11 protein-coding genes are annotated in these 12,639 nt (G+C 68.7%); 8 read left to right on the top strand and 3 right to left on the bottom strand.

Annotation, left to right across the window (positions count from 1 at the left end; genetic code table 11):
- Nucleotides 1-8: 8 nt before the first annotated feature.
- From uvrD to IV112_RS17125, 6 genes are all read left to right on the top strand, one after another.
- Nucleotides 9-2,237, top strand: coding sequence for a DNA helicase II (gene uvrD / locus IV112_RS17100; protein WP_304005503.1), 2,229 nt, complete (start codon nt 9-11; stop codon nt 2,235-2,237).
- Between the two features lie 6 nt (nt 2,238-2,243).
- A complete protein-coding gene (locus IV112_RS17105; protein ID WP_304005506.1) occupies nt 2,244-3,140 on the top strand; it encodes a tetratricopeptide repeat protein in 897 nt (298 codons plus the stop codon).
- Between the two features lie 5 nt (nt 3,141-3,145).
- Nucleotides 3,146-3,727: a poly-gamma-glutamate hydrolase family protein gene (locus IV112_RS17110; RefSeq protein WP_304005508.1), complete on the top strand. Its 582-nt coding sequence runs from the start codon at nt 3,146-3,148 to the stop codon at nt 3,725-3,727.
- Nucleotides 3,728-3,758: 31 nt separating this feature from the next.
- Nucleotides 3,759-4,595 carry a transporter substrate-binding domain-containing protein gene (locus IV112_RS17115; RefSeq protein WP_304005511.1) on the top strand — a complete coding sequence of 279 codons (837 nt, stop codon included), beginning with the start codon at nt 3,759-3,761 and terminating at the stop codon, nt 4,593-4,595.
- A complete protein-coding gene (locus tag IV112_RS17120) occupies nt 4,592-7,777 on the top strand; it encodes a sensor domain-containing protein (RefSeq protein ID WP_304005513.1) in 3,186 nt (1,061 codons plus the stop codon). Before IV112_RS17115 ends, IV112_RS17120 begins: the two co-directional genes overlap by 4 nt.
- A gap of 160 nt (nt 7,778-7,937) precedes the next feature.
- Nucleotides 7,938-9,422, top strand: a complete 1,485-nt coding sequence (locus IV112_RS17125; protein ID WP_304005514.1) for a diguanylate cyclase — start codon at nt 7,938-7,940, stop codon at nt 9,420-9,422.
- A 127-nt stretch (nt 9,423-9,549) separates the two neighbouring features.
- Here IV112_RS17125 and IV112_RS17130 read toward each other — a convergent pair whose 3' ends face one another.
- From IV112_RS17130 to IV112_RS17140, 3 genes are all read right to left on the bottom strand, one after another.
- Nucleotides 9,550-10,065 (bottom strand): hypothetical protein, encoded by a 516-nt coding sequence (locus IV112_RS17130; RefSeq protein WP_304005516.1) that lies wholly within the window; start codon nt 10,063-10,065, stop codon nt 9,550-9,552.
- A gap of 61 nt (nt 10,066-10,126) precedes the next feature.
- Complete coding sequence (locus IV112_RS17135; RefSeq protein ID WP_304005518.1) at nt 10,127-10,339, bottom strand: hypothetical protein; 213 nt, start codon at nt 10,337-10,339, stop codon at nt 10,127-10,129.
- Nucleotides 10,336-11,103 carry a ParA family protein gene (locus IV112_RS17140; protein ID WP_019915387.1) on the bottom strand — a complete coding sequence of 256 codons (768 nt, stop codon included), beginning with the start codon at nt 11,101-11,103 and terminating at the stop codon, nt 10,336-10,338. The genes IV112_RS17135 and IV112_RS17140 overlap by 4 nt, the downstream gene beginning before the upstream one ends.
- 166 nt (nt 11,104-11,269) lie before the next feature.
- On the opposite strand from IV112_RS17140, the gene IV112_RS17145 reads away from it, so the two are divergent.
- Together IV112_RS17145 and IV112_RS17150 are read left to right on the top strand one after the other, a co-directional pair.
- Nucleotides 11,270-12,253, top strand: a complete 984-nt coding sequence (locus IV112_RS17145) for a quinone oxidoreductase (RefSeq protein WP_304005521.1) — start codon at nt 11,270-11,272, stop codon at nt 12,251-12,253.
- Nucleotides 12,254-12,297: 44 nt separating this feature from the next.
- The gene (locus tag IV112_RS17150; RefSeq protein WP_304005523.1) at nt 12,298-12,636 is read left to right on the top strand and encodes a hypothetical protein; all 339 of its coding nucleotides are present in this window, start codon (nt 12,298-12,300) and stop codon (nt 12,634-12,636) included.
- Nucleotides 12,637-12,639: the final 3 nt, after the last annotated feature.

A 12,639-nucleotide genomic window follows, 5' to 3' on the forward strand; every position in this document is an offset into this window, starting at 1 on the left:
TCCGCCGCATGACATCCAACCCGCTTCTTTCCGGTCTGAACGAACAGCAGTTCCAGGCCGTCACGCTGCCGTCGCAGTCGGCGCTCATCCTCGCGGGCGCCGGGTCGGGCAAGACGCGCGTGCTGACCACGCGTCTGGCCTGGCTCATTTCGACCGGCCAGGTGTCGCCGCACGGCATCCTCGCGGTCACCTTCACCAACAAGGCGGCCAAGGAAATGCTGGCGCGGCTGACCGCGATGCTGCCGATGAATGCACGCGGCCTGTGGATAGGCACTTTCCACGGTCTGTGCAACCGCATGCTGCGCGCGCACTGGAAAGAGGCCGGGCTGCCGCAGCTGTTCCAGATACTCGATTCGGGAGACCAGCTGTCGGCCATCAAGCGCATGCTGAAGGCGCTCAACATCGACGACGAGAAATTCCCGGCGCGCGACCTGATGTATTTCATCAATTCGGCCAAGGAGCAGGGGCTGCGCCCGCACGAGGTCGAGGCCTTCGACGACTTCGCGCGCAAGCGGGTCGAGCTGTACCAGGCTTACGAGGTGCAGTGCCAGCGCGAGGGCGTGGTCGATTTCGCCGAGCTGCTGCTGCGCTGTCACGAGCTCCTGCAACGCAACGAGCCGATACGCGCGCACTACCAGCGCCGTTTCCGCCACATCCTGGTCGACGAGTTCCAGGACACCAACGTGCTGCAGTACCGCTGGCTCAAGCTGCTGGCCGGCCTCGGCACCGAAGGTCAGGCGGCGGTGATGGCGGTCGGCGACGACGACCAGAGCATCTACCGTTTCCGCGGCGCCGAGGTCGGCAACATGCGCGACTTCGAGCGCGAGTTCCACGTCGACAACGTCATCCGGCTGGAACAGAACTACCGCTCGCACGGCAACATCCTCGACGCCGCCAACGCGGTGATCAAGCACAACAGCGGCCGCCTCGGAAAGAACCTGTGGACCGAAGCCGGCCACGGCGAGCCGCTGCGCGTCTATGAGGCCTTCAACGACATCGAGGAAGCGCGCTGGGTGGTCGAGGAAATCCGGGCGCTGATCCACGACGGCACGGCGCGCGACGACATCGCGCTGCTCTACCGCAGCAATGCGCAGTCGCGCGTGCTCGAACACGCGCTGTTCTCGGCCGGCATTCCCTATCGCGTCTATGGCGGTTTGCGCTTCTTCGAGCGGCAGGAGGTGAAGCACGCACTGGCCTACATGCGGCTCATCGCCAATCCGCACGACGACACCGCATTCACCCGCGTGGTGAACTTCCCGACCCGCGGCATCGGCGCGCGTTCGCTGGAACAGCTGCAGGACGCCGCGCAGGCGCACGGCAGCAGCCTGTACGGCGCGCTGAACTTCCTGACCGGCAAGGCGGCGCAGTCGGTCGGCGCCTTCATCAAGCTGGTCGACCAGCTGCGCTTCGCCTGCGAGGGGCTGAAGCTGCCGGAAATGGTCGAGCAGGTACTCGAACTGTCCGGCCTGCGCGCGCACTACCTGACTGAAAAGGAAGGTCAGGAGCGCGTTGCCAACCTGGACGAAATCATCAACGCGGCCGCCAACTTCATTTCCGAGGAAGGCTACGCCCAGGTCGCGGCCGAGGACGAAGCCGCGCCGCCCGATCCGCTGTCCGCCTTCCTGTCGCACGCGTCGCTCGAGGCGGGGGAACACCAGGCCGACGCCGGCCAGGCTGCGGTGCAGCTGATGACCGTGCACTCAGCCAAGGGACTGGAATTCGACGTGGTGTTCATCGGTGGTCTCGAAGAAGGCCTGTTTCCGCACGAGAACTCGGTGCTGGAGCGAGACGGTCTGGAAGAGGAGCGCCGGCTCATGTACGTCGCCATCACCCGCGCCCGCAAGCGCCTCTACCTGTCGTTCGCGCAGTCGCGCATGCTGCATGGTCAGACCCGCTACAACCTGCGCAGCCGCTTCTTCGACGAGATTCCGGCCGAACTGCTGAAGTGGCTCACGCCGCCGGCCAGCGCACGCGGCTACGGCGGCTTCGGCAGCAGCAGTGCCGCGCCGTCGGCACCGGCGAGCAGCAATCCGCGCAGCTTCGGCAGCGGTCGCCGGACGACGGCGGTCAATGACAGCGGCTTCCGCGTCGGCCAACAGGTGAGCCACGCCAAGTTCGGCGCTGGCGTCATCGTCAACGCCGAAGGCTCGGGCTCCGACGCCCGGGTCCAGGTCAATTTCGGTGCGTCGGGCGTCAAGTGGCTGGCGCTCGCCGTGGCCAAGCTGTCGCCGGCCTGATCGCTCATGAGCGCGCGCCTCCGCCTCTTCTGTTTCGCAGCGCTGCTGTCCGCAGCGGGCACGGCTGCCGCGTCGGAACAGTGGCGCACCGCCCACCTGCGTGGCGAGTGCGACACGGCGCTGGCCGAGGCGCGTGGCGCCGCCGAGAAGGGCGAGCCGGAAGCGATGCTGCAGATGTCCGACTGGCATTTCTTCGGCACCTGCCTGGACAAGAACGACACCGAATCGGCACGCTGGGCGCTGCTGTCGGCGGAGGCCGGACTGGCGCGGGCGCAGGCCGTGGCCGGGCAGATCCGTGCCAGCGGCATCGGCGTCGAGCGCAATGCGGCAGAGGCACGCCGCTGGTACACGCTGGCGGCCGAAGGCGGTGACCCGGAAGGCATGCTGTTGCTGGCCAAGATGATCGAAGCTGACACCGCCGACCCGCTGGCGCCGGAACTGGCGCTGGCCTGGGTCCGGCGCGCGGCCGACAGGAACTACGCGCCGGCCTATGTCCATCTGGCGGCGATCTACAGCGGTGGTGGTGCCCAGACCGACTACGCCGAATCGGCACGCTGGCTGGAGAAGGCGATGCAGGCCGGCTACAAGGACAATTCGGTCTGGGTCGCCTGGTCATGGGCCTGCCTCAACCTTGGCCGTTACGACGAGGTGCTGCAGGCGGCGACCAAGGTGCCGAACGACGCGCCGGAATTCAAGGCGGCGCAGATCAACCACGCGCACGCACTGTTGCTGAACGGACAGATCGGCAATGCGCGCGAGGTGTACGCCGCCAATATGACCTTGCGCGGCGCCGACGAATTCCGCCGCATCCTGCGCGAGGACTTTGCCGAACTGCGCCGTTCCGGACGCGATCACCCGGGCATGGCGCGCATCGAGAAGCTGTTCCTGTCCGGCAAGCCCTGAACGACGTGCACCGCGACCGCCATCGCAGCTACGCCGAGCTGTCGTCCGCGCATCGCGAGGGCATCGACTACCACGTCACCGTCGAGCGACGCGGCAGCGGGGTCGCCATCGTCGCGCCGCATGGTGGGCGCATCGAGCGCGGCACGTCGGAGGTGGCGCGTGCGATCGCCGGCAACGACTTCGATCTTTACCTGTTCGAAGGCGCGTTGCCGACAATGAACTTCGAAACGCTGCACATCACCAGCACCCGCTTCGACGAGCCGCGCGCGCTGGCGCTGATCGCCGATTGCGACGCCGTGCTGGCGGTGCATGGCGTGGCCGATACCGGCGAGCGCGCGCTGCTCGGCGGCCGCGATCGTGCGCTCGCCTGTGCCTTGGCCGATCGCCTGTACGCACGCGGCGTGCTCGCGCAGACCAGCGGCCATCGCTACGCCGGCCTCGACCCGCGCAATCTGTGCAACCGGGGGCGGCTAGGCCGCGGCGTGCAGATCGAACTGAGCGACCGGCTGCGCGGCGGTCGCTACGAAAAGGCAGTGATCGATGCCGTTCGTGCTGCCCTGCATGGACGGGTCATGACGCGACGCTAGAATGCAAGGCTGACCTCGTCAGCAACCCGTCATGCGCACCCCCTACCTGCTTGCCGGATTCATCGTTGCCCTCGTCGCGCTGGTGCTCGGCCGGATCATCTACGACGATCCAGCGCGATCGGGCGCTGCGCCGACGTTGCGTGCGCTGTATTCGATCGAGCCACCGTTCGCCTACATCGACGCGCGCGGCCGTGTCACCGGCGAGGCACCGGAAATGCTGCGCGTGCTGGCCAAGCGGGCGGGTCTCGGCGAGGTCGAGTTCATCCACACCGAGTTCGGCCAGTTGCTGCACGATCTGCAGGCTGGTCGCGCTGACATTGTCGCCAGCGGTCTGTTCGTGACACCCGAGCGCGCGCAGCGCGCTCGCTTCACCCGGCCGACCGCGCAGGTATCGTCGGCGCTGCTGGTGGGTGCGGGCAATCCGCTCGACCTGCACGGCCTCGACGACATCGCCGCGCACCCGGATGCGGTGCTGGCCGTCATCGACGGCGCGGTCGAACTGACGGTGGCCAAGCGAGCCGGCGTGCCGGCCGCCCGCATTCAGCGGCACAGCGACGCGACCAGCGCAGCGGTGGCGGTGATCGAGGGCCGGGCCGACGCGCTTGCGCTGTCCGACGTGTCCTTGCGCCACATGCTGGCGGTATCCGGTCTGACCGGTGTCGAACTGGCGCAGCCCTACCGGCCGCCGCAGCGCGAAGGGCGGGGCGAAGCAGGCTGGCCCGCCTTCGCGCTGCGTCCGCAGGACGAGGCGATGGCGCGCCGCATCGACGAGGCGATGGCCGGCTACCTCGGTTCGCCCGAGCATCGCGCGCTGGTCGCGGCCTTCGGCTTCGGTCCGCACAACCTGCCGGCGCCTGCACAGCGATGAACGGGCGCAGCGCAATGGCGGGCGGCCCGCCGGTATTCGGTCTGGCGCTGCTGCTGTGCGCCTGCATGGGCCTGATGAGCTATGCGCACGTGCGCTGGGACGACAGCCTCGCTGCCGCGCTGACCGCGCGCGACAATCTGGCGCAGTCGCGCCGTTACGCGCTGCTTGCGCAGCTCGACACCGAGCGCCTGCTGACCGGCGCGACGACGATACCGCGCACCCGTGTGATTGCCCATCTGGACCGTGCCCTCACGACCGCGCGCGATCTGCGCAGCGGCGGTGGTGCCATCGCCGGCTTCTCGGCGCGGGCGCCGGTGGCCGGCGACGTGGCCGCGGCCGCCGATGCCTACATGGCGGCGCTGGCCGATGCGCGCGCCATCATGGAACGCCAGCTCGACGGATTCGAGGCGGGCGGCAGCGCGCTGCTGCTGGCGCAGCGCGCGGTCGATGGCCGCGCCGTCGCGCTGGAGGACGCATTGCTGCGCCATCTCGCGGCACAGCGCCGGCTGCTGCGCCAGCACGACACGGCGACGCTGGCGCTGGTGGCGGTACTCGGTCTGCTCGTGCTGTTCTATCTGTACGTTGCGCACCGGCGTCGCGATGCCGCAGTCGATGCGCTGCTCGGCAGCGAGTCGCGCCTGCGCGCCTTCGTCGACAGCCTGCCCGAGATCGCCTTCATGCTCGACCGTCACGGTCGCTATATCGAGTCCTTCGGCAATGGCGGCGCCTTGCTCGCATCGCCAGCGGAAACCCTGGTCGGTCGCACCGTCGAGGAGGTGTTCCCGGCCGACGTGAGCAGCCGCTTCCTCGCGGTGATCCGCCAGGCGCTGGCGCGGCAGCGCACGCAGTCCTACGAATACACGCTGGAACTGGCGGGCCGGCAGGTGGTGTTCGATGCCCGCGTGTCGCCGGTGCCCGGCAGCGACCGCGTCGTCTGGGTGTCGTGGGACGTGACCGCGCGCCGCCGCGCCGAGGCGCACGTGCAGGCGCTGGGCCGGCTGTACAACTTCCTCAGTCAGGTGAACCAGACCATCGTCTGGTCGGCCGATGAGGACGAGCTGTTCGAACGCATCTGTCGCGTCGCCATCGAGTTCGGCGCCTATCGCTTCGCCTGGATCATGCGCGCCGACGACAGCGGCACGCTCGCGCTGCGCGCCAGTGCCGGCAGCGCGGTCGCCGATCGCGCGCAGCTGGTCAGTGCATCGTCCACCGACGCCGACAGCGTCACCGCCGCGGTCATGCGCAGCGGCAAGCTGTGTCGCCTGTCGGCGCTCGACGGCGACGACGCGTGGATGCCGGCAGCGCGGGCCGCCGGTTGCATGGGCTACGTCGGCCTGCCGATCCGGCTCGACGACAAGGTGGTCGCGGTGCTTGGCCTGATCGCGCGCGAAGTCGCCCCCGAGGACGAGGACGAAGCGCGTCTGCTCGACGAGGTGATGATGGATCTGTCGTTCGCGGTGCGTCGCCTGCGCGACGACCGCGACCGCGCGCGCGCCGAACAGTCGGCGCGCCTGCTGGCGGCGGCGCTGCGCAGTACGCGCGACGGCGTCGTGGTGACCGATCTCGACGGCGTCGTGGTCACCGTGAACGAGGCCTTCTGCGAACTGAACGGCCTCGATCCGGCCGCCACCGAAGGATGCACGCTGGTGTCGCTGCTCGATGTCGAGGGCGCCGAGGGGCTGTATGCCGACATCGACCGCGCGCTGCGCGGCGGCGGTTTCTGGCAGGGCGAGGTGGCGGCGCGGCGGCGCAACGGCGAAGCGTGGTCGGGCTGGCTGTCCTGCGCCACCGTGCACGACGACGACGGCCGGGCGACCCACCGCGTCAGCGTGCTCACCGACATCACGCAGGCGCGGCGCACCGAGGAAATGCTGCATCACCTGTCGCAGTACGATCCGCTGACCGACCTGCCCAATCGCGTACTCATCCAGTCGCGCCTGATGCACGCGATCGATCTGGCCGCGCGGCGCGGCACGCGCGTGGCCGTGCTGTTCCTCGATCTGGACAACTTCAAGACCATCAACGATGGCCTCGGCCACGCCGCCGGCGACGAGGTGCTCGCTGCCGTCGCGCAGCGCCTGCGCGCGCGGCTGCGCCGACAGGACACGCTGGGCCGGCAGGGCAGCGACGAATTCGTGCTGCTGCTCGAAAACCTCGACCAGCCGGGCGAGGCGGCGCTGGTCGCCCAGGGCGTGTTCGACAACCTGAGCGCACCGGTACGTCTGGCCTCCGGTCAGGACATCTACCTGCAGGCGAGCATAGGCATCAGCCTCTACCCGGACAACGGCAACAGCGCCGAGGACCTGATCCGCGACGCCGACGCGGCGATGTACCAGGCCAAGCGCAGCGGCCGCAACACGCTGCGCTTCTACACCGACGCCTACACCGACGAGGCGACGCGGCGGCTGTCGCTGGAGACCGGTCTGCGGCGCGCGCTGGAGAACGACGAATTCGAGCTGCGCTTCCAGCCGCTGGTCGACCTGTCCGACGGTGCCCTGATCGGCGCCGAGGTGCTGGTGCGGCTGTCCGCCGCGGCCAGCGTGCACGCCGGCCCGTCGCAGTTCATCCCGATCATGGAAGCCAACGGACTGATCGTGCAGCTCGGTGAGCGCGTGCGCGAGCTGGCCTGCCGGCAGGGGCGTGCATGGCTCGACGCCGGTTACCGGATCGGCACGCTGGCGGTCAACATGTCGGTCGCCGAGATCCGCCGCGGCGGGCTGGAACGGCGCATCGAGCGGCTGCTCGGCGATACAGGCTTTCCGGCTGCGCTGCTCGAACTCGAAGTGACCGAATCCAGCCTGATGGAACAGGGCGACGAAGCGCGTCATTTCCTCGATGCGATCAAGCGGCTCGGCTTGCGCATGGCGATCGACGACTTCGGCACCGGCTATTCGTCGCTCGCCTATCTGAAGCGACTGCCGGTCAACAAGCTCAAGATAGATCGCAGTTTCATCTGCGATCTGCCGGGGGACGCCAGCGCGGTCGAACTGGTCGACACCATCATCACGCTCGGTCACAAGCTGGGCATGTCGGTGCTGGCCGAGGGCGTCGAAACCGAGGGCCAGCGCGATCTGCTGCGCGCGCACGGCTGCGACGCCTGCCAGGGCTATCTGTACGCCGAACCGCTGACGGCTGCCGAGTTCGAACGTCGCTTCCTGCGCCCGGCGGCCCGCGCGCAATGAACACACGACACCAATCCTTTCAAGCGGTATCGGGCGCCGTCGCTAGAATGATTGGTCGCGGGTCCGCCTTCCGGGCCCGGTCCGATTTCAGCGAGTTGCCCGTGCAGTCCGCAATGTCCCCCGATGCTTCGAGATGCCCGCGCCCGAACAGGGTGACGGCATGACCGCCCCTGCCGCAGGCGGTGGCGAGCACACGCCGCAGCTCGGTTTCGCGCAGCGCAGCTATCGCGCGCGGCAGGCCGGGCTGCTGTTCGGCTTGCCCATGGTGCTCGCTGTGCTGTACGAGCGCGGCGACCTGTCGTGGTCGTCCTGGCTGCTCTGGCTGGGCCCCTTGCTGCACGCACTGCTGTGGCCGCATCTCGCCTGGTGGCGCGCCCGGCAGTCGCGCGATCCCTTCCGTGCCGAAGGCGACAACCTGCTGGCCGATCATTTCTTCGGTGGCGCGTGGACCGCACTGATGGCCTTCAACGCCGTGCCCTCGCTGCTCATCCTCGCGCTGATGAGCATGGACAGTGTCGCCGGCTGTGGTCCGCGCCTGATGCTGCGCGGACTGCTGGTGCACGCGGTGGGGGTGTTCGCCGGCGTGCTGCTCTACGGTTTCGACTGGCAGCCACTGTCCACTCTGGTCGTCGTCGCGGCCAGTGTGCCGATGCTGCTGCATCCGATCGCCATCGGCTTCGTCACCAATCAGGCGCTGCGCAAGCTGCAGCGACAGCGCGAGGCGCTGGAGACGCTGAGCCGGATCGACGCGCTGTCCGGCCTCGCCAACCGCGGTCACTGGGAGGTGCTGGTGCGCAAGGAATTCGCGCGCTACCGTCGCTACGGGCATACGGCCACGCTGGTGATGGCCGATCTCGATCACTTCAAGTACATCAACGACCGCTACGGCCACGCCGCTGGCGACGAGGCGATCCGTCGCTTCGCCGCGCTGCTCGCCCGCGAACTGCGGATGAACGACACGGCGGGCCGCTACGGCGGCGAGGAATTCGGCATCCTGCTGCCGGACACCACCGGCGAGGGCGCACGCGAAATGATGGCGCGCCTGCGTCAGTGCCTGCATGCCGAACCGCTGATCGACGGGCACGTGGTCACCGCCAGCTTCGGCGTGGCCGAACTGACGCCGATGCTCGATACCTGCGAGGCGTGGATGCGGGTGGCCGACCAGATGCTGTACCGCGCCAAGCACGCCGGCCGTGATCGCATCGTGCTGCCGGGCCCGGGCGGCGGCGAGGTCGACGGCGGGCCGATCACCGGCGAAGAGGGCATGCCGCCGCATCTGGCGGTGGCTGCAGCGCGGCCGGACGTGCTGCGCCAGTTGCTGACCGGCATCGACATGAGCGAAACCGCCTTCGCGCTGTTCGATCCGGTCGACCGGCTGGTGCTGGCCAACGCCGCCTTCATCGAAATGTACTGCGTGCCGGCCGGCGATCTCCGCTTTGCCGACCTGATGCGTCATTGCTACACGCACCGCATCGGACCGCGCATCGAAACCGACGACATCGAAGCCTGGCTTTCCGCTGCGGACAGCAAGCGGCGCAGCCGGCCGTGGCGCTCGTTCGATGTCGACATGATGGACGGGCGCATCCTGCGGGTCGAGGAAACGTCGTTCGGCGAAGGCTGGGTGCTGACGGCGATCCGGCGCTAGGGTCTGTTCGCATTGAATCGCGGGCCGCGCGCGAATCCCGATGCGTCCGGATCAAGGCGGGCCGGCGCCCGCTGACTGATCGTCAGGCCAGGAGGCCCCACGCGGCAACAGACCCTGGCGTTGCCGCTTAGCTGCCGTTGCGGAACGGCGCGGCGAGGTCGCCGGCGCAGTTCAGGTACTGACCCGTCACGTCGCGCGGCGCCGGGCCGTTGAACGGCAGGTCGACGTCGCCGCCGATCTGGCCCAGCACCAGGCGACCGCCGAAGAACAGGAAGTTGCGCATCAGCGTCGCCCAGTCGAGCTGCTTGTCGGCTTCGAAGCCGGGCAGCGTGAGCTGGCCGTCCTGAGCGACCAGCAGTATGGCGGGGCGGAACTGCTCGACTTCCAGCCGCGCCAGCACCGGCAGTCCCGGATTGCCCGGCGGCGGCTGCACCTCGACGCGGGCATTCACCTCGTCGCCGTCGCGCTGGCGCACGATGCGGATGTCCCAGCCGGAGACCGTCACCGCGGTGCCGCAGCCGCGCGGCCAGCCGTTGTCCAGCTCGACCACTGCGCGGTAGCTGCCAGCGACGCTGTCCGCGGCCGCCAGCGGCGCGGCGGCCAGACATGCCAGCAAGGAGAGGAGCAGGGCGCCGTGTTTCATGCCGGCTCAGACGCCGCCGGGCGTCCGGAGTTCGCAGTGCTCGCCCGCGGCCCGCTCGGCCTCAGTCACCACCACCGCCGCCATCGCCACCACCTCCACCGCAATCGCTGCCGCCGTCGCCAATATGGGTGCAGCCCGAATCGTTGCTGCTGCCGGCGATGCCGCTGCCGTCCGCTTGCGAGCCGTGCTGGCGCTCGCGCAGGCGGCGCAGACCGCCGGTCAGCAGCCACACCAGCGCCGCGACAGCGATCAGCGCGACGACGAAACCGCTCACGCGCCGTTCAGCAGCGTGTGCAGCGCGACGAATTCCTGCGCCAGCTTGTGCGACGGCGCGAAGTGGATCAGCGGCAGTGCCGCCTCATGCGACTCCTTCACCTTGACCGACGGCGACAGCGTCGCGTCGAGCACCGGCAGGCCCTCGTCGCGCAGTTCCTGCACCACGCGGGCCGGCAGGCTGGAGCGCGCCTGGTACTGGTTCACGACGATGCCTTCTAGCTTCAGCGCCTCGTTGTGGTCGGCGCGGATCTCTTCGATGTTGTCGATCAGCTGGTACAGCGCCTTGCGCGAGAACTCGTCGCAATCGAACGGGATCAGCACCGATTCCGCCGCAATCAGCGCGCAACGCGAGTAGAAGTTCAGCGCCGGCGGCGTATCGATGTAGATGTGGTCGAACTGGTCCAGCGCTTCCAGCGCCTCGCGCAACTTGTAGATCTTGTAGCGCGATTCCAGCTTGTTCTCGAGCTCGGCCAGCTTGGCGCTGGCGGTCATCACGGCCAGGCCCGGGTGGGCGGTGTCGGTGATGAATTCGGTGGTGTCCTTCGGCGTCAGCTTGAAGTTCAGGATCTGGTCGAAGAAGTCGGCGGCGCCCAGTTCGACGCTATCCGCCGCCTTGCCCAGCAGGTAGTTGCTCGAATTGCCCTGCGTATCGAGGTCGATCACCAGCGTACGTTTGCCGCTTGCCGCGCTGATGGCGGCGAGATTGCAGGTGATGGTGGACTTGCCGACGCCACCTTTCTGGTTGAACACGACGCGACGCATGACGGACTCCCTGACCGAAAGAGGCATTCTGCCAAATCATTGGGTGCAGTGCACAATAAGCGTGCCGATGGCGGTCGCCGCGCGTGCACGCCGCGACGCGAAGGGCAACAGACCCTGATCATGACCGGTAGAATTCCGCGCCAATCACCATGAGGGCAGGATGACCATGACGGATTTCGCTGTACGCATGCACCGCACCGGCGGTCCTGAAGTGCTGCAGTACGAGGCGGTCGAGCCGGGCGCGCCGGGGCCAGGCGAGGCGCGTGTGCGCCAGCACGCGGTCGGCGTCAATTTCATCGACATCTATCACCGCAGCGGTCTCTACCCGGTGCCGCTGCCGAGCGGACTGGGGCAGGAAGCGGCCGGCGTGGTCGAGGCGGTGGGCGCCGGCGTCAGCGAGGTCGCGGTCGGTGACCGTGTCGCCTACGCAGGCGGTCCGCTCGGCGCCTACGCGACGGCGCGCAACATCGCGGCCGACCGGCTGGTGAGGCTGCCGGACGGCATTTCCGTCGACACCGCTGCCGCGCTGATGCTCAAGGGACTGACCGCGCACTACCTGCTGCGCCGCACCTGCCGCGTTGAAGCTGGCGATGCGGTGCTCATTCATGCCGCCGCCGGCGGTGTCGGCCTGATCGCCTGCCAGTGGGCACGCGCGCTCGGCGCCACCGTCATCGGCACCGTCAGCACGCCGGACAAGGCGGCGCTGGCGCAGGCCAACGGCTGCGAACACGTGCTGACCGGCGTCGTACCCGCCGATCTGCCGGCGCAGGTGCGCGCGCTGACCGGTGGCCGCGGCGTGCGCGTGGTCTATGACGGCATCGGCCGCGACACATTCATGGCGTCGCTCGACTGCCTGCAGCCCATGGGCATGATGGTGAGCTATGGCAACGCGTCCGGTCCGGTCGCACCATTCGAGCCCGGCATGCTGGCGCAGAAGGGCTCGCTCTTCCTGACCCGGCCGACGCTGTTCCACTACATCGCCGCCCGTGCCGACCTGGTCGCCGCGGCCGGCGAACTGTTCGCCCGCGTGCTCGACGGCACGCTGCAGATCAACATTCAGCAGCGTCATGCGTTAGCCGACTGTGCCCGCGCGCATGAAGCACTGGCCGCGCGCCGCACGACCGGCTCGACCATCCTGTTGCCGCAGTGAAGCATCCGCTGCACTGGCGACACCCTCTTTCGGAGCGCTTTTCGATGAAGTTTCTGTTGTCGCTGCTCGCCTGCTGCTGCATCCTGTCTCCCGCCGCGGCGCAGACGCCGGCGCAGACGGCCTTTCTGAAGGCCGAAACCCGCCGCATCGACGAGCAGTTCGTGCGTCGCGTCGTCGACATCACGAAGTTGCCGGCGGCACAGGTGCGCGCCGCCATGCCGGCGGAAGGGCGCATCACCGAACCGTCGGCGCGGGTGGCTGCCGGCATCGAGAAGCAGCTGGGCGAGCCACTGAGCGACGAACAGAAGCAGGCCATCGCGCAGGCGGACGAGGAACGTCGCAGCGCACTGGCCGCGGCACGTGCGGCAGCAAAGAACAAGTAAACA

The organism is Methyloversatilis discipulorum (assembly GCF_018780585.1).
GTDB classification, from domain to species: domain Bacteria; phylum Pseudomonadota; class Gammaproteobacteria; order Burkholderiales; family Rhodocyclaceae; genus Methyloversatilis; species Methyloversatilis discipulorum_B.